Source organism: Tolypothrix tenuis PCC 7101, from assembly GCF_963874875.1.
GTDB lineage: Bacteria > Cyanobacteriota > Cyanobacteriia > Cyanobacteriales > Nostocaceae > Aulosira > Aulosira tenue.
The window spans coordinates 2,512,293-2,532,844 of record NZ_CAWNJS010000001.1; the positions used below are offsets into that span (position 1 = coordinate 2,512,293).

Here is a 20,552-nt window from a genome sequence, read left to right on the forward strand (position 1 = left end):
TACATTTATGGTGTTAGGGAAGTGCGATCGCATTTTGGTAGTTTTGAGAAGTGCGATCGCATTTTGGTAGTTTTGAGAAGTGCGATCGCATTTTGGTAGTTTTGAGAAGTGCGATCGCGTTTTGGTTTTTGGGTAATTGCGATCGCATTTTGGTAGTTTTGAGAAGTGCGATCGCATTTATTGGGTTTTTGGAGTGTGCGATCGCGTTTTGGTTTTGGGGATGGCGATCGCGTTTTGGTTTTTGAAGAATGCGATCGCGTTTTGGTTTTTGGATAGTGCGATCGCATTTTGGTAGTTTTGAGAAGTGCGATCGCATTTTGGTTGTTGAGAAGTGCGATCACGTTTTGGTTCTTGGAAAGTGCGATCGCATTGGTGGTGTTGGAGAAGTGCGATCGCATGAATTTAATTAGTTGCTAAAAAATATTAATGATGTACTTGTTATAATCTCTTCATAAGCATTTAGGAAAGCTTGAAAATGCGCCAATTTACCCTTGGAGATATCCAAAATATCTACAGCGATGTTTTAGAACAAGCTGCGATGGAACCAATCATACTGACAAGCGAATCACAAGCTAGTTACGTAATTATGTCAGCAGAGAATTACGAGCAATTAATGAATAGAATTGCTCAATTAGAAGATTTAATTTTAGGTCAACAAGCACAAATGGCTGTAGCTAATTCTAAAATGGTTGGGTCTGAGATTTTTACTACAGAACTCGAACGTCTAGCAGCATTTGATGATTAATTTATGGTATGGCAAAATTAGATGGTTTAGAGACGGTTCTCGATTTTCTCAAAGGTTTACAACCCAAAATCGCTGCCCAAATAGCGAAAAAAGTAATGTCACTCAATGTTGACCCCTTACCCGCAGATTATAAAGAATTAATTGGTTATCCAGGATACTATCGCGTAGATTCTGGAGAATATCGTATTGTTTACCGCTTTGATATAGATGCAGATTTGGTCGAGGTAATTTTAGTCGGTAAACGTAACGACGATGAAGTGTATAAGCAGCTTAAACGTTTGCTGGGCTAGAGATTTGTAGTGCGATGTCTGACGACAAGCCTTACGGCTACGCATTTGTGGTGTTGGAGAAGTGCGATCGCATTTTAGTAGTTTTGAGGAGTGCGATCGCATTTTGGTAGTTTTGAGAAGTGCGATCGCATTTTGGTAGTTTTGAGAAGTGTGACGCATATAGCAGTTTTGAGGAGTGCGATCGCTTAAAACACAGTTCTGCTTACCACCACAACCACTCATCCAAGGATATAACATCTAAAATACTAACAATTAATCTGGGATTTTTGGCTTTTAAGCAGAGAAAATCAATTAGGAGTTGGCGCTGAGGAGTAATGCCGAAAAAAGTCAGAGAGTTGAAAGCAATGGTGTCAAAAGTTGGCTATATCCTTCAACCAGGAAGAGGTAAAGGAAGTCATACATATTGGAAGCATCCGTTTTTACCCGAAGAACCCTTGACAATACCAGGTAAAGACGGTGATGATGCTCCGTTATATTTAGAAAAAAATATCCAACGGGTGCTGAAAAAACTGCAAGAAATGGAAAGCACGGAAAACGAAGCAAACCAGGAGCCAGAAGAATGAACTATCACTACAGCATGGTAATTCAATGGTCGGAGGAAGATAGACTTTTTTTAGTACACTTACCTGAGTTCCCCTGGCAACAATTTCATACGCATGGTAGGACTTATGAAGAAGCAGCAAAAAATGGTCAGGAAGTAATTGAGACTTTTGTGGAAATGTTGAAAGAAGAAAACAAACCACTACCAGAACCGAGAATGCTTCCTAAAAAACCGTTGCAAGTTGCGTAAGTTAAGTGGGGGCTACGCATTTATTGTAGTTGGGAAAGTGCTTTAGCCCAGCTTAACGTTCGCGTAGCGTCTCGAAGAGAAGTTATCACCTTTCGGTAATTTTGAGGAATGCGATCGCAAAGTTAAACTTTACTCCTTTATTCCCATTGTGCAAGAGATAATTACACGGTGAAAATGAGCTAAAGAACAGTCATGACACGCCTACTTTTCATTACAGAAAGATTTGCGCCAGATTTGGGTGGTTTGGCTAGGAGTGCAACTCGGCTGGTGGGAACACTCTCGCAATTGGGGATGGAAATTGATGTTGTGACTTGGAGTCGTTATTTACAGCCAGGTGAAGTTTTACCACCGGAAACTAAAGAAGCAAATATTCGTGTTTATCGCATAGGATTATATCGTCATTGGGATATGACTATGCCTCATACATTGAATGTTTTGGAATGGTTACATTCTGTTCATAGTTATGATGCTGTATGGGGGCATTATTTGTTTCCTAGTGGTTTTTTGGCTACTTGGTTTGCTGGACTTGTGGGATTAGCCAGTACAGTTAGCGCCCGTGGTAATGATATCGACCGGGAAATGTTTCCGCCGGGAGATTTTGCTCGCTTGCAATGGACGCTACAACACGCCAAGGTGATTACGGCGGTAAGTGCTGATATGTCGCGCAAAATTCAGCTACTTAGTGGGCGGGATGATGTGTTGGTGTTGAAGAATGCGGTTGATACAGAAATATTTGCACCACAGAATAACCCCACCCCGCAAGCGAAGAGGGAAGGAATTACTAGGGAGTTTTTGGGAATTACTCCAGATGAGATGGTGTTGGGGTTTTGTGGGGAATTGCGGGAGAAAAAAGGGCAGCAGTTTTTATTGAATGCTTTAACGACAGTTCGACAAGTGCATCCCGCTTGTTTGTTAATTATTGGTGAGGTAAGGGCTTCTCAAGAATCTGTGTTGCAATTGTACAAAGCGCATCAGCCAGAAAATGCCCAAAGGATAATTGTCACAGGACATTTACCTCAGCCAGAAATTGTAGCCGAATACCTGCGGTTGTGCGATGTTTACCTACAGCCTTCATTGTGGGAAGGTATGCCAAATGCTTTATTAGAGACGATGGCTTGTGGTTGTTGTTGTATCGCTAGTGATGCGGGTGGGATACCGGAGGTAATTACACATAGTAAAAATGGCTTTTTACTGCCGCGATCGCATTTACACAAGCTGGGTGAGGCGGTGTTAGAATTTTTGGCAATGACAACTGAGGAAAAAACTCAAGTTAGCCAAGCTGCACGCGATCGCATTTTAATTGAACATTCCCTCGCTCAGGAAAAGTTGCAACTTCAAACTTTAATGGCGCGGTTGATTCCCAATTCTGTATAAGCATTAATTAAAGCTGCGCCAGCAATTTGCCAAGTATAATACTCTTCAATTCGCTGACGAGCATTTAACGCCAGTTTAGTTGCTAGTTCTGGCTGATTGTGCAAGCTGAACACAGCATCTTTAATCGACTTGGCAGAACCTGGCTTAACTAATAAAAAATGTACTCCGTCTTCGCCTAACTCCCTAACTACTGGTAAATCGCTAGCAATTACAGGTATTCCCGTCGCCATTCCTTCTAAAATCTTCAGGGGACAACAACCTTGGACTAAATTGCGATCGCTTGGCATCAGTGGTGCCAAAATTACATCACAGGTATGAATATGTGCCACTAATTGAGTTTGTGGCATTGGTTCTAAAATAGTGAGTTTATCTGCTATTCCTAACTTTAGCGCTAGCTGTTTTAAGGCTTTGAGTTGATAGTCTCTTGCTTGTCCAATAACTTTTAAATTAGCAGGAAAATCTCGATTGATTAATGCTAATGCTTCAACAGCTTGGTTTACGCCTTGCCAAGGCGAAAGTGTACCAAAATAGATAATTTGCAATTGGTCATTTGTTATTTGTTCTTTGTCGTTTGTAAATACTTTTAAATCTACGCCGTTAGGAATTACACGGATTTTCTCTTGAGAAATGCCACGATTTTGTAAATAGGCGCTGGTGACACTGCTGGGGGTAACAATTAAATCGGCTGCTTCTAGACAAATTTGCTCTTGAGAGTGCAATTTATGTAGCAGTTCTCTATCTTCAGCTACTGCAGGATAGCGATATTTTAACTCGATTGAAGGTAAACCGTTAACTTCAAAAATTAGGCGATCGCAATATTTCTGTTTGTTGCGGGCGATGGGAAAGCCTTCGTAAATTGAACGTATTTGTATGACTTCAAATCGCTTTCCTTGCAACCATGCTTTGAGTAATTGCCGAAAATATAAAACTCTATGAATTAAAGTCTCACCGATTGCTGGTAATGTTGTTTGTCTAACTTGCGGATAAATTTCCTGGGAATCTATACCTGTTGCTGTGGGAGCAACTGTTATTAACTGTACTGCATCAAAAGCTGCTGCTAAAGCAATAGAAAAAGCTTTTATATGAATGGCTGCGCCTTTAGGTGCAGGAACAGTATCAAAGGCAATATAAGCGATTTTTGATTCAGTCATTAATGTATATAAATTTCGTTGACACCTAATTTTGTGTTTGGTATACTGACAGCCACATTGTACATTTTGTTAATGATTTACTGCTGAGTTTCAAGAAAGATTTATTTAGTAAAGTTAATAAAAATTGATAATAATATTTTTAAATTGCATTGATGGAGTTTTAATAAAATGCCGATAGAATTTCTCAATTTTAGAAAAAATTTGATTTATTCTACCACAGCAAATCTTAGTACTATCATTGCTGATTTGCAAGAAATAGAAAGTATAGATCACCTGGCGGAGTTGCAGCAAAGTAAATATGCTAAACGGGCACTCTATTATTTTTACGGGATAATTGGCTGTGTTGTATTAGGGTTTATTCTGTTATTTGTAATTGCTAAAATACCAGTTTTTGTTTTTGCCTTATTTGCCTTATTTTTAGCCATAATTGTATTGACAGTTTTGACTATTTATGAATTAGTCAAAAGATTTAAACTAGGGAAATTAAATATTCTGAATTATCGCTATGAAGTAACCCAGCGAATTGTGCAAATGCTAGCACGGGATATGGATGCAGGTAGTGAGATGGAAATTAAACTATCTTTTAAACAGACAAAAAATAAGGAAAATATAGTAGAAACTATACCTCATCCAACTAAACGCGACTGGAAGATAGATAAATATCAAAATGAATGGTTGAGCTTAAAAGGACAATTATTAGATAAAACTCGTTTTTTATTAACTGCTAATCAGGTTTCTAAAACACAATATGGTTGGAAACGTGGTAGAAGTGGTAAGAGTAAATATAAAACAAAAACTAATGATGTCGGTTTAGATTTAATTTTAACTTTACACTATCCACAACGCCGTTATGGAGCGATTAAACTTTTACAAAGTGAAGTGAGCAAGGCGGTGAAGTTGCCTAATTTATCTCATCCAAGAAATGTCAAGCTCACAGATAAAGCTGTGCATTTGAGTGTGAGAATGGCTCCTCAAGTAGCAGATAATGAAAATGAAATATATCAAACCATTACTATGATGTTTCTCAGTCTTTATCAAGTATTAAATTTAGCAAAAGTACTTTCTAAGTAATCAAAATTATGAAAATAAGATTTTTGAGAATTTTCCTAGCATTATTTTTAATTACTACTATTGTTAGCTGTAGTAGTGGTAAATCTGGAAGCGATGTAGCTAATAATGGTAGTTTGCAAAATACACCAGTAGCTACTAATGTAGCTGCTAATCAGGGAAAAATTCAATTTAAAACTGAGGGTGGTTCGGAATTATTCGCGATGAAGCCGGAAGCAGATGGAGCTAAATTAGTAGATGGAAAAAATCAGGAGTTAGCGAGAATTAAAGCAGATAAATCGGGCAAAATCAAAATTAAGGATAGTAGCGAAAAAGTTTTAGGTTATATAGTGGCAGAAAAAGGTTATTGGAAGCTTAAAGATGCTAACCAAAGCCAAGATTTATATATTCTCAGAAGGCAGAATGATGGGGATTATAAATTAGAAGATGCTGCCAAAAAAGAAATTTATCGAATTAAAGCACGCAATGATGGTTTGGAAATAGAAACCCCAGATAAAAATTTAGTTTATCAAGTAAAAGTTAAAGAGGGGAAAACTTCTTTAAGAAAATCCTCATCCAAAACTATTTTCTCTACCAAATCTCAGTTATCACCGATTGCATTTACCTGCTTTGGCTTAGATGTACTTACCCGCGAACAGCAAGCTGGACTAGCTTATGCTGTGAATTTAACAGGAGGAAAATAAACCTTGCAGATACAGCTAAGTTGGATAGATCCTAATAGCGAAGAACGGCGAGAACCACTATTAGAAACTCCTGTAGCTATTGGGCGAACATTTGCAGAAATGCCACAACAAATTGAGGAACAAAGAGTTTCCAGAATCACCATTCAGGATGACTTAATTGCAGATTACCATGCTTTAATTGATTGGCAAAATCAAGAATTAACTATTACTGACCAAAATAGTAGCAATGGTATCAAAATTAATGGTGTCCAAGTAACAAGTGGGATTTTAACATCTGGCGATCGCATTACCATTGGCGCTTGTGAAATTGTGCTAACTTTTACAGCTACAGCCTGGGAGTGCGATCGCATGGTAGGCTTTTTGTTTAAACGTCGCTGTGGACGTACTGATAGAACAGGCTGTCCTGACTGTGAGCAATCTTACGAAGAAGATTACGCCTATTATTCAGAATACGGTAATTATCGCTCCGGCTGGGGTAGAGATTATTATGACGATCGCGATCGCTATTCCTATGATCCGGAGACTGGCGATGTAGACTTTACAGAAGCTGATGCTGTGAGTTTAGAAGCCCAAAGCGATGCTGAGTTTGAAACGGATATGGGAGCAAGTTGAGAATAGCTTTACTAAGTAAAGCTACCGAATAAATCAAAAGCCATATTGAAACGATGACGCTGTCTTCATTTTGGATTCTGCGTAGCGTTACTAGTGTTCAAGATTTTTACCTATCTGCTTTTATCTGCTTTCATCTGCTTTTATCCGTTGTTACATAATTTTATCTATTTAATCTAGACATTACATATAAAATTATCTATTATTCTAGGTATTCATCTGGTATTAAATTGCCCATCATCGTAATGATTTTCGCAAGAGAGGACTAAGCTATACAATTTAAAATGCCTAGAGTTTGCCCTTGGGTATTTTTCAGAGATTAGCCGTTACTCTTGTAAAGAATTACGCAAGTTCGACAAAATAAAGGTTTTAGCTTTGTACCTGTCTCCTAATTGAGGATTTGTTTTCTCTAAAAAATTGGGTAAAGAAGGAAACAATACAATAAACCTGAATAAATTCTTTTTGGCTGACTGTGAAGCAACAGTTTTGTTGTTGCTGAATCAGAGGATGATTTCGCTATAGTTTGAACGAATTATTAATAGTTTTAGGGCGCTAATTGATCCCGCATTTATGCAACGCTGTGTTTTGAAGTGGTATGGGAATATTGCGTTGCTGATTGATGATATAAATTTTGTTGTGTGCATAAAAACTGAGCAGTTGCTTGAGGAGTAGCAGCAAAATGCAACTTTGCTGTTCTGCGTTTGTCCTTACTCTATCTTACTACAAAACATAAATTAGATAGAGTAGGCTAACTGTTCTTGCGTATCCTTAACAGCGAGCAAATTACGCGATCGCATTAGGTCACGCAGGATCATATTCCCTCTCATAAAGTGAATACTGCCTAGTAAAATCAATATTGTATTTTGCGGAAAACTACAGTTTTTCTTGTAATTATGCAACATCAATAACTTGATATTTTTATTCCTAGTAGTTGTAAGGTAACTAAATCGTGGCGGAGACTTGGCTGATTTACGCCTTGGGCGGCGGTTGGGGACATTTAACTCGTGCTTTATCTTTGGGGAGAATAGCCTCTCGCCAAAGAAAAGTTAAAATTATCACCAACAGTCCCTACGCATACAAAATAGACCATGATGATTGTTTTGTATACTTAATTCCTGAAAATGTCAATTTTTCGGAAACTTGTTTGCAAGTCAGAAAAATATTATGCAACTGTCACTACGATTGTTTGATTGTCGATACTTTTCCTAGAGGTTTGGGTGCAGAGTTAGCAGATATATTACCTAAACTGGATTATATTCCCCGGGTTTTAATTCATCGGGATATTAATTCTCGCTATGTATCTGCTAAAAAATTAAAGTCGTTTGTCAAAGAAAATTTTAATCGCGTGATAGTCCCTGGTGAAGGCAAAGATTTACCATTTTGTGATTTACCGATGGTAGACCATACAGCACCGTGGTTAATTCGCAACCATTGGGAGTTACCAGATAAAGCTACCACGCGATCGCATATTCTCAGAGTTAGTCCATCTAAAAAAACTATCCTGGTTTGTGCATCTGGTAAAGCATCAGAGTTGACTTTATTTGGCGAATTAACACTCTGGCTAAAGCGAAATTTTCCTGATTGTGCAGTCAGAATTTTAGCTGCTACTTGTCCTAAAGAATGCCCAAAAGAGTTGTGGGTGTCTCACCATCCCGGAATTGAATGTATCGCCGCCGCAGATGTTGTCATTGGAGGCGCAGGTTACAACACGGTTTACGAATGTGCTGCTGTCAGAGTACCTTTAGTAGCAATACCATTAGAGCGACTATACGATCGCCAAGAAAAAAGAGCTTACAAAAGCTATTGGGTGCAAAATTATCAGGATGCGACATTTGACGAACAACTGCTAAACATCTATGCGATGGTTAGAAGAATACTAGACGAAGCAATACCAGCAAACAGCTTCCCAATACCCTCTTATATCAACGGTGCAATGGAAGCAGTACGTCAAATTGAGCAAGTTTAACTTAATTTGTCATTTGGTAATTGGTAATTGGTAATTGGTAATTGGTAATTGGTAATTGGTAATTGGTAATTGGTAATTGGTAATTGGTAATTGGTAATAGTAATTTCTCTCTCATCTCCTTCATCCCCAATCCCCAATCCCTAATCCCCAGTCCCCAATCCCCAGTCCCCAATCCCCAACCCCCAAATCCCCCCTAAGACAGTAGTAATTAAAAATAGAGTGCGTATTATACACACTGATAATCACTTCCCTCTTCCCAATCTCAAATCTCGAATCTAAAATCTAAAAATTCTTAATACCTGTATCCATTGTGAATTTACGCCGCTTAATACCAATTTTTGATGATACCGTCTCCAGTTGGGCTTTAGAAGCACGGCTGTTGCGGTGGTTAACACTGATTTGGCTGTGTGTCGGTTTGATAATGCTATTTTCTGCATCTTATACTGTAGCCGCCGCCCGCCAGAATGATGGACTGTATTACTTTAAGCGTCAACTTCTGTGGGTGCTAGTTTCTTTAATTTTATTCAACTTTATTGTCCATCTCCCCTTAAAGAAATTTGTAGGGGTAGCCCATTGGTTTTTGATATTATTTTTAGGCTTAATTTTTGTTACCCTTGTACCTGGACTTGGTAAAAAGGCCTTTGACGCAGCGCGCTGGATAGCTATAGGCCCAATTCCTATTCAACCATCAGAGCTCATTAAACCATTTTTAGTACTACAAAGCGCCCGATTATTTGGACAATGGGAAAAAATCAGTTGGCGAGTTCGTTTCACTTGGTTAGCAATTTTTGGTTTGGTACTTTTGGGAATTCTCGCCCAGCCTAACCTCAGTACAACCGCACTCTGCGGTATCACTATCTGGTTAATTGCCTTAGCCGCTGGTTTACCTTACAAATATCTAGGGGGAACAGCAGTTGGTGGGGTGTTGTTAGCGTTACTCAGTATTAGTATCAAGGAATATCAGCGTAAGCGGGTGATGTCATTTATGAATCCTTGGGCTGATGCTACAGGCGACGGCTACCAGCTTGTGCAAAGCTTACTTGCAGTAGGTTCTGGGAAAACTTGGGGCGCTGGATTTGGGCTTTCTCAACAAAAATTGTTTTATCTGCCAATTCAGGACACTGATTTTATTTTCGCAGTGTATGCTGAAGAATTTGGCTTTATTGGCAGTATGGTGTTGTTGGTGTTGTTAGCTTTATTTGCTACCTTGGGATTAAGAGTAGCGCTAAAAGCCAAAAATCCTATATCTCGACTAGTAGCGATGGGTGTAACCATTGTCATGGTAGGACAATCACTGCTACATATAGGCGTAACTACAGGTGCGTTACCTACTACTGGCTTACCTTTACCGATGTTTAGTTATGGCGGTAATTCGATGATTGCAAGTATGATTGCAGCTGCGTTACTGATTCGTGTAGCTAGAGAAAGTAGCGAAGCAGAAGTAGTACCATTACACACAACTCCGTCCCAATCTACACGTCAGCGTCGGCTTTTTAAGAAAACCAAAGTTTAAGTAGGCGCGCACTTTTCACCATAGGTGTCAACTTAAAGTTAAACCCTCATCAGGACTTGATTTTGCACCAAATCGCCTACCATCAAGATCCGCGTTACCCCACCCCAGTTTTGTCTAAAGCCAAAACTTCCCCTCCCCTTGCCAAGGGGAGGGGATTAAGGGGTGGGGTGAAAGGCTTGTGGGATAAGCATTTGAGCTTAAGTTGACACTTATGACCCGCAATAATTGTCGGTTAAGGGGAAAAAGGGGAAAGGGAAAAGGGAAAGAAAACACCTTTAACCTTTTCCCCAAAACAAATTTTGGGTTGAAAACGCTTAACCGAGTAGTCTTGTTAGCAACCGCAACACCGAAAAAGCGTAGCTGCAAGGCTTGTCGTCAGACATCGCACTTTTCACCAACCACATTGTACGGGCACGGCACCGATAATCTATCGATTTTAGCGAAATCCTGTGGATGCCGTGCCCCTACCGCTCATATATTGATGTAATTTCCCCATCAAATCCACAAATGCGTAGCCGCAAGGCTTGTCGTCAGACATCGCACTTTTTATAATTTCAAATTTGTATCGTGTTGGAGTACTTCAAAGTCGTGTTGGAGTACTTCAGAGTCGTGTTGGAGTACTTCAAAGTCGTGTTGAAGTACTTCAAAGTCGTGTTGAGGTACTTCAAAGTCGTGTTGAAGTACTTCAAAGTCGTGTTGAGGTACTTCAAAGTCGTGTTGAAGTACTTCAAAGTCGTGTTGAGGTACTTCAAAGTCGTGTTGAGGTACTTCAAAGTCGTGTTGAAGTACTTCAAAGTCGTGTTGAGGTACTTCAAAGTCGTGTTGAAGTACTTCAAAGTCGTGTTGAGGAGTTTCTCAGGCTTAACCCAAATTACAGTGAATGCGATCGCACTTCCTAAAAAGGCTAAAAAGAATCATAACTACAGCAAATAGTTATTACACTTTCAATACTGCTCGGTTAAGGATTTTCAACTCGGAATTTGGTTTGGGGAAAAGGTGAAAGGGTAAGGGTTAAAGGTTTTTTCTCGCCCCTTTTACCCTTCCCCTTTTCCCCTTAACCGACAAGTATTGATTACACTTTGACTCATTGCTGAAAATTTTCCGTCTTCTATTCCCCATGCATAAAGGGAATTAGCCAACGAAAATTTATATATACAGTGGGTAGTGCAATTTACCAATTTGTTCGCTATCTTCAAATATAGAGTAGATTTCAATATTAATTGATATACAATGAATGACTCAATATTTGTTATATTTCTTGGCTTTGGTTTTCTCTGGCTGGTAATGGGAGTTGTAGGTTGGATTGCTTTTCTCAAATCTGAAGGTGAAGAGATTAAGTTTGGTAAGTGGGGACTATTAGTTGCTATTCCAATTTTGATACCGATAATTATTACCTTAATTATTGGCGCACTCTACCAATAATTGCAGCATTAATTATTAACTATCGTTTAAAAATATGGTGTGTTATTGCGGAGTCCAATACACCATTAAGTCGATTAATGTTTATGCTAGGTATTCTACTACTGTGGAAGTAATATGTCATTGCGAGCGGAAATAAGTGGAGCGCAGCAATTACAGTCCTCTGCGATTGCTTCTCTGGGAGACGTTATACCAATTCAAATAATGTTTGCGACAGATAAATTCTTTGTAGGGAACATCTACAATCTTTTGGTATATCAAATATCTTACAGATGCCGTGCCCTTAACCATGTGTCGCGTTCTTTTTTCAAAATGGTATTACGCGTTAAGCGTTGGCGAAATGCAATTTGAATATTATGAATTGATCATCCAAATATCATCATCTTATAATAATTTTTTCTTCATTTTGATATGAGCAATATCTGCTTCTATAAAGATTTCTCCTTCTGGTAGAAAACCTAAATTATCATATAAACCTTTGATATATTTTTGAGCATGAACTATAACTTCTGGAATATGCTGATGAGCAATAATTTCTATTGCTTTTTCCATAAGTTGTTTACCAATACCTTTACCTCTAGCTTTGCTTAAAACAGCAAGTCTTTCTATTTTGGCGATTTTATGATCTAAATATCTAATTCTGGTAGTACCGACAGCTTCTTGATTTAAATAAGCAATTAAATGGTCACATATTTCATCTTTACCATCAAACTCTAAAGCAGCTTCTACCCCTTGTTCTTCCTGAAACACAGCGATTCTAATTGCTTTAATTGCTGCAAATTCATCAGGAGACTCAACAATTTTAATAATTAAATCTTGGCTTCCCATCTCTCTGTGTTCTCTACGCCTCTGCGATTCGATGAAAAATATTGAAAGCGACGAAAAACTCCATCTCCTTGTGGGTAGACGAGGTTGTTCTCCTCGTAGCTTGGATAATACCATTTTGAAAAAAGAACGCGACAGATGGGTGAGGGCACGGCACCTGTAAGATATTTGATATACCAAAAGATGGTGGATGCCGTGCCCCTACATGGAATTTATCTGTCGCAAACATTATTTGAATTGGTATAAATTCTTCTCCATGCCCCATGCCCAAAAACTCCATCCACAAGGGATGGAGTTTTTTATAATTTAATCTGCGCCTTCAATTGGTGCAAAACCTTGGCGTTGAATATTTTCTGTGATGGTACGCGGTTCTAGGAACTGTAGCAGATAATCAGGGCCACCTGCTTTGGAACCAACGCCAGAAAGATTGAAACCACCAAAAGGTTGACGGGCTACGATCGCACCTGTAATTGTACGGTTAATATACAAATTTCCGACTTCAAATTCTTGTTGTGCTTGCTGAATGTGGGATGGGGTACGCGAATAAAGTCCTCCAGTTAAAGCATAGTTAGTACCGTTAGCAACGGCTAATGCTTCCTGAAAGTCTTTGACTTTAATTACCGCTAGCACAGGGCCAAAAATTTCTTGTTGGGCAATTATCGCATTCGGTGGCACTTCGCTAAAAATCACCGGGCCGATAAAATATCCCTGTTGTGGTGCGGGTAACTCTAGTGCAACTAAGGCTTCTGTTTTACCTTTTTCAATATACTCGCGAATGCGATCGCGGGCGTTGGCATCAATTACCGGGCCGACTTGGGTGCTTGGTAATTCGGTTTCCCCAATGTTCAAGGATTTTGTGGCTTCTACTAACCGTTCCACAAAGGTATCGTAAATCGATTGCAGCACAATTACCCGAGAACAAGCAGAACATTTTTGTCCGCTATAACCAAATGCTGATTGCACTACACCCACAACAGCTTGGTCTAAATCAGCACTCTCATCTACAATGATAGCATTCTTCCCACCCATCTCTGCAATTACCCGCTTCATGTGTTTTTGACCGGGTTTGAGGGTAGCTGCTTCTGCGTAAATTCTACAGCCAACTTCTTGAGAGCCAGTAAAAGCAATCACATGAGTATCAGGATGATTTACCAAATAAGCACCAACTTGGGAACCTTTACCGGGTACATATTGATAGACACCTTGGGGAATCCCCGCTTCTACCAAAATTTCTGTAAGTTTGGCGGTAATTACAGAAGATGTTTCCGCAGGTTTGAGCAGAGTACAGTTACCAGCAACTAACGCTGCTACAGTCATACCACAAGCGATCGCCAAAGGGAAATTCCAAGGCGAAATCACCACAGCAATTCCCCGTGGCTGGTAAATATAACGGTTCGTTTCTCCAGAGACATCATAGTTTACGCCTTTATCCAAGCGTTCCATTTCATCGGCGTAGTAGAGACAGAAATCTATCGCCTCGGAAACTTCTGCGTCTGCTTCCTTAACTGGCTTCCCAACTTCCAAAACTATCCAAGCTGAAAGTTCCGCGCGGCGTTGTGACATCAAATCCCCAGCTTTCCGCAAAATATCAGCGCGTTGTTTTGCTGGTGTTTTCCGCCAAGCTGGAAAAGCCGCCTTCGCTGCTTTCATCGCCTGTTCAGCTTGTTCCACACTGATGAGTCCGACTTTCCCCACCACCTGACTAAAATTAGAAGGATTGAGAGAATCAATCACCTCTGGAGTATTCACATACTCCCCATTAATCAAAGGTAAATAAGTCCTCCCCAATTGCTGATGAACTATTTGGAAAGCCTCCGCCGACTTCCTCCTCTCTTCCTCCTCCGCATAATCAGTATCCGCCACACCCACAAAACCCCCATTTTCCTCTCTGCGCCTCTGCGTCTCTGCGTGAGCTAAATCCACCTTCGGAGGTGCTATCAACTCCTCAACTGGCCTATTCTCCAAATTTTGCCGTAAAAAAGAACTATTCGCCGTATTTTCCAGCAACCGCCGAATTAAATAAGCCATTCCCGGCAATAATTCACCATAGGGACAATAAACTCTGACTCGGTAACCCTTATCAACCAAAGCCTTCGCCAGCTTATCCCCCATACCGTAGAGAACCTGCATTTCAAAACTACGGCGAGGAACCTTTAAAGTTTCAGCAATCGCTATTGCCCTAGCTTGCGATCGCACATTATGGCTACCAATGGCAGCATATACATATTGATGATTCTCTAGCAATAGCTGAGTGATGGTTTCAAAGTTCGCATCGCTGGCGGCTTTGTCATTATAAACAGGTTGAGGCCAATGTTTTTGCGCTGCTTTGATAGTTTCCTGATCCCAATATGCGCCTTTAACTAAACGGATAGTTAAGGGATAACCACGCTGTTTCAACCAAGCAATCACATCTCTAGCATCTTGCTCACTGTCACGCAGATATGCTTGGATGGTGATACCAATATCTGTACGTTGACGAAACTCTTCTTCCATTAATAATTTTTTCAGGATGTGAAGAGTTATATCTTTATAGGCATACTGTTCCATATCAAAATGCACAGCCGCCCCTAATTCTTTAGCATGACGTAAAAGAGTACGAATGCGATCGCTAACTCTCGCCTCACTACCTTCAGCATCTAAGGGGTCAAATTGCGAATAAAACGCCGTTAACTTCACAGAAACTTGGACTTTTGCTAGCTGTTCGCCATCTGCTTCATCAATAGCCGCTATTGCTTTCCAATTCTTTGATGCAGCTACCAATTGCTGTATTAATTCCGAATAGCGTTCTAAGTAAGATTGTGCTTCTGTTTCTGTAATTACTGCTTCACCTAGTAAGTCGATGGTGAAAGCCATTTTATCTTTACGTAGGCGTTCAACTGTTCTGATGACTTGTGTAATATTTTCCCCAGAAATATATTTATGAGCAAGAGTTTCAACTGCTGTCGCTACTGTTGTGGCTGCTACTTGTCCCGGCATAGAATCAGGGTTAGCAAAATTCAGCATTCCCTTTAACGCCGCAGGTAATTCTACAGATTCATCTCCTAAATATTCTTGTAAATGGGCAGCAATTTCCGGCCTGCTGCGTAAAGCTGGTAATGTATCGATAAAGCGAAATAATTGCACCCGTAAACCTGGATTGCTCATCGCCCAAGCTAGTAATTTATCATCCCAACGCATTTGATCGCGTAAAGATGCCAAAAACGAGCGATTTTCTTGGGTTACTTCTAGAAGTTGTTTAGCAATTTCTTGGGTTTTAGCTTCGTAGGTGCTGGTTTGTACTTGTAATACCACTGATAATAACTCCTAATTCCAGGTAATACCAATTTTGGATTTTGGATTGAAAACCTTGAAAACAAGGCTGTGACAGGATTTTCAAGCAATACTACATATCCCAAGTTGGTATAAGGCTTGCATTTACAAGCCTCTGTATTCTATTTTGACTCCTCAATTTTGCTGTCACCATATTTCCCTAGTGCAAAATTCACTTCCAGTTTCGGAAATCAAATCTACCTACGAAATACAATTTGTAGTGGAACAGTACTTACGCACAGGTTACAGAAAATCAAACCGCAGAGGAATACTTGTCGGTTAAGGGGAAAAAGGGGAATGGGGGAAGGGAAAGAAAAAACCTTTAACCTTTTCCCCAAAATCAATTTTGAGTTCAAAACGCTTAACTGAGTAGTATTGGTACACAGAGGAATAAGAGTTTGAGTAGTTATTGGCGTAAGTAATATAGAAAATTCAGTTTAATAAATTAACTCATAACTTCAAATGTCCAACATCAGATATAAAGATATATCTCAAGAAAAATTGCTCGATATTTTATTATATCGCTGGCAAAATACAATCCAACTCTTTAAGGTTAATCCAATAGATACAAATATTATTTTTAATAACATAATTGCGGGTTATTCGAGTCCTGGGCGTTATTACCATACACTAGAACATATTCTTCACGTTCTAATTACCATTGATAAATTACAAGCCTACGTTCAAGATATTCACTCTGTACAAATTGCCGCTTGGTTTCACGATATAGTTTATGATACTCAGGCGAAAGATAATGAAGAAAAAAGTGCAGAATATGCGAGTGAATTATTATATAAATTAGGTTTTGCAGCGAATAATATTGCTCACATTACCGACTTAATTATCAATACAAAGTCACATCAAGCTGCTGCAGATGATTTTGATAGCCAAGTTTTACTTGATGCCGATTTAGCAATTTTAGCGGCTGACCCTGTTCAATATCAAGAATACGCTCAGGCGATTCGCCAAGAATATGCTTGGGTTCCACAAGACCAATATATTGCCGGACGTAAGCAAGTTTTAGAGAAATTTTTGCAGCGTGATCGCATTTATTTTACGCCTTTAATGTTTGAGGTCGCTGAACAATCTGCTAGAGCTAATATCACAGCCGAAATTCAAACTTTGAGTCAACAATAAAAGACAAATTAAATATCCAGTAGGGTGTGTTATGGCTTTAGCCTAACGCACCGTTGCTATCCCAACAATTAAGCAAAATAATCATATTAAATTCATTTTAATAATATTTGCAGATGCCGCTACCCATCTATGGCATTCTATTTTTAAATTAATAATCTTGAATTGAATTTCTAACTCTTCGCTGTTCTTGAAGGTACAAATCACCATAAGATAATTAGCGCGGTGATTCAAAAAACATTACATGGAACTTTTGCCAGAGAACTTACAAAAATTACGTGGACAGGTTGCAATTATTACAGGCGCATCACGAGGAATAGGAAGAGCGATCGCACTAGAATTAGCTAGCTACGGAGCCAATGTAGTTGTTAATTATGCCAGTTCTAGTGGTGCTGCTGACAGCTTAGTTGCGGAAATTACGGCAGCAGGTGGCGAAGCTTTAGCGCTGCAAGCTGATGTTTCTAAACTCGATCAAGTAGAGGCGCTGTTCAACACCGTCATCGATAAATTTAAGCGGATTGATATTCTGGTCAACAACGCAGGTATTACTCGCGACACCTTACTTTTGCGAATGAAGCCCGAAGATTGGCAAGCAGTGATTGACCTCAATCTTACTGGTGTTTTCTTATGCACACGCGCTGCTAGTAAAGTTATGCTCAAGCAACGTTCTGGACGCATTATTAATATTGCCTCCGTTGCTGGGCAAATGGGTAACCCAGGTCAAGCAAACTACAGCGCCGCCAAAGCTGGTGTGATTGGCTTTACCAAAACTGTGGCTAAAGAACTGGCTTCTCGCGGGATCACCGTTAACGCCGTCGCCCCTGGTTTTATTTCCACCGACATGACCAGCAATCTCAGCAATACTGAAGAAATTCTCAAATTCATTCCTCTCGGTCGCTACGGTCAACCAGAAGAAATTGCTGGGATGGTGCGCTTCCTCGCTGCTGATACCGCCGCCGCCTATATTACTGGCCAAGTGTTCAATGTCGATGGTGGCATGGTAATGGCTTAAGGAGTGCTGAATAGACCTCTTGCATGAATCTTTGCCCTCACCCTAAATCCCTCTCCCATGCTTGGGAGAGGGACTTTGATATCGCCTCCCCTTCTCCCAATTTCGGGAGCAGGGGCTCTTGGATGAGGGTAAGTTTTGTATTCGTGCAAGAAGTCTAATGTTGAGTGTAGAGTGCGGAAGGCTCAGTACTCTACACTCAACATTCAATGCAAAACTTATAATCCCAGCAGTGCTGGTTCTACGCCTACTTGTTTCCAAGCATGACGAACAGCGTTTTGTTCTTTACTTCCATGACCATATAATTCCCCAGCTACAGAGATTGTATGGTGTGCGGCTTTCGCAAAATTAGAACGGGGGCGTAATCTATCTCTTAAGGTGATATACCAGATTTTTCCAGCTTTTTCCCAAGCGTAACCACCGATTTCTACTGCTGCTAAATAAAAAGCATGGTTGGGAATACCAGAGTTGATATGCACACCCCCATTATCTTCGTTTCCTTTATATAAATCTTTGACATGGGCGGGTTGGGGGTCTTTACCCAACACAGGATCGTCGTAAGCAGTTCCCGGCGCTTTCATAGAGCGAATACCTACGCCTTTCACCCCAGGCATAAATAAACCAGCGCCAATGATCCAATCGGCTTGATCTGCTGTGTGGTTGAGTACCCGTTGTTTAACCAAGGAACCAAAGACATCAGACATAGACTCATTTAATGCCCCTGGTTGATTTTGATAGATTAAAGCAGCTTCGTATTGGGTGATACCGTGGGTGAGCTCATGGGCAATGACATCAATTGATTTGGTGAAGCGAGTAAAAATTTGCCCATCGCCATCACCATAAACCATTTGGTTGCCATCCCAAAAGGCGTTGTCATAATTTTGGCTGTAATGAACTGTAGAGTCTAAACGCAAACCGCGATCGTCAATAGAATTTCGCTTGTAGATTTCCTTGTAAAAATCAAATGTAGCACCAGCAGCATCATAAGCTTCATTTACCGCTGGGTCTTGAGTAGCAGGATCGCCCTCACCACGTACTAGTTTGCCAGGCAGCTCTATACCATTCTTGGCATCATAAATCGTGCGACGCTTCTCTCCAGTTGATTTGGCCGAAGGAATCAGGCTTAAGACATCACGTTGTCCGCGAATTCGGGCGGAACGGGTTAAGCTTTGAAATGCCCAGTCGCTCTGTTGAGTATCACCACGTTTGGCTATCTCCTTCAACATATGTGGTGGGACAACAAAGCAAATCGGACAAAATTGGTTATTAGCGTGACAAACCTGAGATTTAGCCGCTCTTTTACTTTGACGATGCATAGTTTTACTCCTGAATCACAGAAGTAGCGATCGCATTTCCATTCAATTTGCGATCGCCACTGTCCTTAGATCCCGACTAATTTGCTCAAATTTCGAGGTTTTGTCACAAAAATTCACTCATGAAATCGCTTCCACCCTCTTCATTCGTCCCCAGATAGTAAAGCCAATCAGGAGGATGACACTCAAGGTTGTAGCTAGCATTTGCACCAAGGATAAATGCTGCATTCTCATCGCCAACAAATTAAAAACTAAGCTAATCGACCACAGAGTAAACGCAGCACGGCGTTGAGAGAATCCCCAAGCTAGCAAGCGGTGGTGGAGATGGTCTTTTCCTGGTGTACTCATGGGGTTTTTACCCGCCATCAGTCTTCGCACAATTACTTGTGTTGTATCCAGTACTGGAAGTAGCAAAAATAATACTGTTGGTACAAGTGCAAATACGGTAGTTACTTGCAATTTTCCTAAAATACTAGTCGCCGCTAGTACATAGCCAAAAAAGTAGGCTCCAGCATCACCCATAATAATTCTGGAGGGGTGGAAGTTATGGCGCAAAAAGCCCAAAGCTGCACCTCCCAAAGCTGCTAGTACTAAGGTTGCGGCTGCTTTTTGAGAAATTTGGGCAGAAACCGCCAATAGACTCATCGCAGTGATAAAACTCACCCCTCCAGCTAAACCATCCATACCATCCATCAAGTTGATAGCATTGGTAATACCTACTACCCAAAATACTGTCAGCGATAATGAAAGCAGATAATCAATTGGTGTGCCAAAAGTAACCTCAATTCTAATACCGTTAGCAACTAGTAACAGTGCCGTAAGAATTTGAGTAAACATCCGCACAGAGGGAGGTAAGCCAAATTGGTCATCAATAAAACCAACCAGAACTAATATTGTCCCTCCCAAGAGAATGGTTAAAACCTGAGCTAATACACCTTGCAATTCAATCGGTCGTAAAAGAGTAGCTAATACCAGTGCCGCAATTACACCTGTGTAAATAGCCAATCCCCCAGCATTTGGCAAAGGTTCTCTATTCAATCGCCGTGCGTTTGGTTGATCGGCCCAACCTACCCGCAAAGCAAATTTACGTACTGTCGGCATTAAGCGCCAGGTTACTAACCAAGCCAAAATAAACGTAAACATTACAGCCAACCAGCCGGTGCCGCTTGGTTCGGCAATACCCAGGGATTTCAGGGAGTTATATAGATTCATCTCCCAATCCAACCATTACTGCTAATATTCAACATAAGCATCAACTGTATCTTAATCAATAAAAGTTAAGGTTAAGGTCATTTGTCATTTGTCATTTGTCATTTGTCATTTGTCATTGGGTAATGGGTAATAGGTAATAGGT

20 protein-coding genes are annotated in these 20,552 nt (G+C 40.3%); 13 read left to right on the plus strand and 7 right to left on the minus strand.

Features of this window, described 5'->3' with window-relative positions; all coding sequences use genetic code 11:
- Nucleotides 1-5: 5 nt before the first annotated feature.
- Nucleotides 6-398 carry a hypothetical protein gene (locus tag AACU25_RS10345; RefSeq protein ID WP_096575281.1) on the minus strand — a complete coding sequence of 131 codons (393 nt, stop codon included), beginning with the start codon at nucleotides 396-398 and terminating at the stop codon, nucleotides 6-8.
- A 77-nt stretch (nucleotides 399-475) separates the two neighbouring features.
- Here AACU25_RS10345 and AACU25_RS10350 point away from each other — a divergent pair, with 77 nt between their 5' ends.
- Nucleotides 476-745, plus strand: coding sequence for a type II toxin-antitoxin system prevent-host-death family antitoxin (locus tag AACU25_RS10350; RefSeq protein ID WP_096575283.1), 270 nt, complete (start codon nucleotides 476-478; stop codon nucleotides 743-745).
- A gap of 8 nt (nucleotides 746-753) precedes the next feature.
- The gene (locus AACU25_RS10355; protein WP_015131022.1) at nucleotides 754-1,035 is read left to right on the plus strand and encodes a type II toxin-antitoxin system RelE family toxin; all 282 of its coding nucleotides are present in this window, start codon (nucleotides 754-756) and stop codon (nucleotides 1,033-1,035) included.
- Here AACU25_RS10355 and AACU25_RS10360 read toward each other — a convergent pair.
- Nucleotides 976-1,272 (minus strand): hypothetical protein, encoded by a 297-nt coding sequence (locus AACU25_RS10360; protein ID WP_190445803.1) that lies wholly within the window; start codon nucleotides 1,270-1,272, stop codon nucleotides 976-978. The two genes, AACU25_RS10355 and AACU25_RS10360, sit on opposite strands and share 60 nt — an antisense overlap.
- Before the next feature lie 77 nt (nucleotides 1,273-1,349).
- Between AACU25_RS10360 and AACU25_RS10365 the strand changes: the two genes are divergently transcribed.
- From AACU25_RS10365 to AACU25_RS10375, 3 genes are all read left to right on the plus strand, one after another.
- On the plus strand, nucleotides 1,350-1,598 hold the full coding sequence (locus AACU25_RS10365) for a type II toxin-antitoxin system HicA family toxin (RefSeq protein WP_096575285.1): 249 nt from the start codon (nucleotides 1,350-1,352) through the stop codon (nucleotides 1,596-1,598).
- The gene (locus AACU25_RS10370; RefSeq protein WP_096575287.1) at nucleotides 1,595-1,825 is read left to right on the plus strand and encodes a type II toxin-antitoxin system HicB family antitoxin; all 231 of its coding nucleotides are present in this window, start codon (nucleotides 1,595-1,597) and stop codon (nucleotides 1,823-1,825) included. Before AACU25_RS10365 ends, AACU25_RS10370 begins: the two co-directional genes overlap by 4 nt.
- A gap of 192 nt (nucleotides 1,826-2,017) precedes the next feature.
- Nucleotides 2,018-3,199 carry a glycosyltransferase gene (locus AACU25_RS10375; RefSeq protein WP_096575289.1) on the plus strand — a complete coding sequence of 394 codons (1,182 nt, stop codon included), beginning with the start codon at nucleotides 2,018-2,020 and terminating at the stop codon, nucleotides 3,197-3,199.
- On the opposite strand, the gene AACU25_RS10380 is transcribed toward AACU25_RS10375, so the two are convergent.
- Nucleotides 3,160-4,350, minus strand: coding sequence for a glycosyltransferase family 4 protein (locus tag AACU25_RS10380; RefSeq protein WP_096575291.1), 1,191 nt, complete (start codon nucleotides 4,348-4,350; stop codon nucleotides 3,160-3,162). The genes AACU25_RS10375 and AACU25_RS10380 overlap by 40 nt on opposite strands.
- 168 nt (nucleotides 4,351-4,518) lie before the next feature.
- Between AACU25_RS10380 and AACU25_RS10385 the strand changes: the two genes are divergently transcribed.
- The 6 genes from AACU25_RS10385 to AACU25_RS10410 all read left to right on the plus strand — a co-directional run bounded on the left by AACU25_RS10385 (nucleotide 4,519) and on the right by AACU25_RS10410 (nucleotide 11,611).
- Nucleotides 4,519-5,421: a hypothetical protein gene (locus AACU25_RS10385; protein ID WP_096575293.1), complete on the plus strand. Its 903-nt coding sequence runs from the start codon at nucleotides 4,519-4,521 to the stop codon at nucleotides 5,419-5,421.
- Nucleotides 5,422-5,429: 8 nt separating this feature from the next.
- Nucleotides 5,430-6,101, plus strand: a complete 672-nt coding sequence (locus tag AACU25_RS10390) for a hypothetical protein (RefSeq protein ID WP_096575295.1) — start codon at nucleotides 5,430-5,432, stop codon at nucleotides 6,099-6,101.
- Between the two features lie 3 nt (nucleotides 6,102-6,104).
- Nucleotides 6,105-6,713: an FHA domain-containing protein gene (locus AACU25_RS10395; protein WP_096575297.1), complete on the plus strand. Its 609-nt coding sequence runs from the start codon at nucleotides 6,105-6,107 to the stop codon at nucleotides 6,711-6,713.
- A 946-nt stretch (nucleotides 6,714-7,659) separates the two neighbouring features.
- Complete coding sequence (locus AACU25_RS10400) at nucleotides 7,660-8,676, plus strand: glycosyltransferase (protein ID WP_096575299.1); 1,017 nt, start codon at nucleotides 7,660-7,662, stop codon at nucleotides 8,674-8,676.
- A 310-nt stretch (nucleotides 8,677-8,986) separates the two neighbouring features.
- Nucleotides 8,987-10,189: an FtsW/RodA/SpoVE family cell cycle protein gene (locus AACU25_RS10405; protein ID WP_096575301.1), complete on the plus strand. Its 1,203-nt coding sequence runs from the start codon at nucleotides 8,987-8,989 to the stop codon at nucleotides 10,187-10,189.
- Nucleotides 10,190-11,419: 1,230 nt separating this feature from the next.
- On the plus strand, nucleotides 11,420-11,611 hold the full coding sequence (locus AACU25_RS10410) for a hypothetical protein (RefSeq protein ID WP_096575305.1): 192 nt from the start codon (nucleotides 11,420-11,422) through the stop codon (nucleotides 11,609-11,611).
- A gap of 381 nt (nucleotides 11,612-11,992) precedes the next feature.
- Here AACU25_RS10410 and AACU25_RS10415 read toward each other — a convergent pair whose 3' ends face one another.
- Together AACU25_RS10415 and pruA are read right to left on the minus strand one after the other, a co-directional pair.
- Nucleotides 11,993-12,436 (minus strand): GNAT family N-acetyltransferase, encoded by a 444-nt coding sequence (locus AACU25_RS10415; protein WP_096575307.1) that lies wholly within the window; start codon nucleotides 12,434-12,436, stop codon nucleotides 11,993-11,995.
- 303 nt (nucleotides 12,437-12,739) lie between these two features.
- A complete protein-coding gene (gene pruA / locus AACU25_RS10420) occupies nucleotides 12,740-15,724 on the minus strand; it encodes an L-glutamate gamma-semialdehyde dehydrogenase (RefSeq protein ID WP_096575311.1) in 2,985 nt (994 codons plus the stop codon).
- Nucleotides 15,725-16,204: 480 nt separating this feature from the next.
- On the opposite strand from pruA, the gene AACU25_RS10425 reads away from it, so the two are divergent.
- Both AACU25_RS10425 and fabG read left to right on the plus strand, forming a co-directional pair.
- A complete protein-coding gene (locus tag AACU25_RS10425; protein ID WP_096575313.1) occupies nucleotides 16,205-16,879 on the plus strand; it encodes an HD domain-containing protein in 675 nt (224 codons plus the stop codon).
- Nucleotides 16,880-17,120: 241 nt separating this feature from the next.
- Complete coding sequence (gene fabG / locus AACU25_RS10430) at nucleotides 17,121-17,888, plus strand: 3-oxoacyl-[acyl-carrier-protein] reductase (protein WP_096575315.1); 768 nt, start codon at nucleotides 17,121-17,123, stop codon at nucleotides 17,886-17,888.
- Between the two features lie 215 nt (nucleotides 17,889-18,103).
- On the opposite strand, the gene AACU25_RS10435 is transcribed toward fabG, so the two are convergent.
- Complete coding sequence (locus AACU25_RS10435; RefSeq protein ID WP_096575317.1) at nucleotides 18,104-19,201, minus strand: M4 family metallopeptidase; 1,098 nt, start codon at nucleotides 19,199-19,201, stop codon at nucleotides 18,104-18,106.
- A 117-nt stretch (nucleotides 19,202-19,318) separates the two neighbouring features.
- Nucleotides 19,319-20,410: an MraY family glycosyltransferase gene (locus AACU25_RS10440; RefSeq protein WP_045871447.1), complete on the minus strand. Its 1,092-nt coding sequence runs from the start codon at nucleotides 20,408-20,410 to the stop codon at nucleotides 19,319-19,321.
- Nucleotides 20,411-20,552 lie beyond the last annotated feature (142 nt).

Coding starts and splice junctions, on each gene's coding strand:
- AACU25_RS10345 (WP_096575281.1), bottom strand. CDS start 398: ATGCGATCGCACTTCTCCAACACCACCAATGCGATCGCACTTTCCAAG.
- AACU25_RS10350 (WP_096575283.1), top strand. CDS start 476: ATGCGCCAATTTACCCTTGGAGATATCCAAAATATCTACAGCGATGTT.
- AACU25_RS10355 (WP_015131022.1), top strand. CDS start 754: ATGGCAAAATTAGATGGTTTAGAGACGGTTCTCGATTTTCTCAAAGGT.
- AACU25_RS10360 (WP_190445803.1), bottom strand. CDS start 1,272: ATGTTATATCCTTGGATGAGTGGTTGTGGTGGTAAGCAGAACTGTGTT.
- AACU25_RS10365 (WP_096575285.1), top strand. CDS start 1,350: ATGCCGAAAAAAGTCAGAGAGTTGAAAGCAATGGTGTCAAAAGTTGGC.
- AACU25_RS10370 (WP_096575287.1), top strand. CDS start 1,595: ATGAACTATCACTACAGCATGGTAATTCAATGGTCGGAGGAAGATAGA.
- AACU25_RS10375 (WP_096575289.1), top strand. CDS start 2,018: ATGACACGCCTACTTTTCATTACAGAAAGATTTGCGCCAGATTTGGGT.
- AACU25_RS10380 (WP_096575291.1), bottom strand. CDS start 4,350: ATGACTGAATCAAAAATCGCTTATATTGCCTTTGATACTGTTCCTGCA.
- AACU25_RS10385 (WP_096575293.1), top strand. CDS start 4,519: ATGCCGATAGAATTTCTCAATTTTAGAAAAAATTTGATTTATTCTACC.
- AACU25_RS10390 (WP_096575295.1), top strand. CDS start 5,430: ATGAAAATAAGATTTTTGAGAATTTTCCTAGCATTATTTTTAATTACT.
- AACU25_RS10410 (WP_096575305.1), top strand. CDS start 11,420: ATGAATGACTCAATATTTGTTATATTTCTTGGCTTTGGTTTTCTCTGG.
- AACU25_RS10415 (WP_096575307.1), bottom strand. CDS start 12,436: ATGGGAAGCCAAGATTTAATTATTAAAATTGTTGAGTCTCCTGATGAA.
- AACU25_RS10425 (WP_096575313.1), top strand. CDS start 16,205: ATGTCCAACATCAGATATAAAGATATATCTCAAGAAAAATTGCTCGAT.
- fabG (WP_096575315.1), top strand. CDS start 17,121: ATGGAACTTTTGCCAGAGAACTTACAAAAATTACGTGGACAGGTTGCA.
- AACU25_RS10435 (WP_096575317.1), bottom strand. CDS start 19,201: ATGCATCGTCAAAGTAAAAGAGCGGCTAAATCTCAGGTTTGTCACGCT.
- AACU25_RS10440 (WP_045871447.1), bottom strand. CDS start 20,410: ATGAATCTATATAACTCCCTGAAATCCCTGGGTATTGCCGAACCAAGC.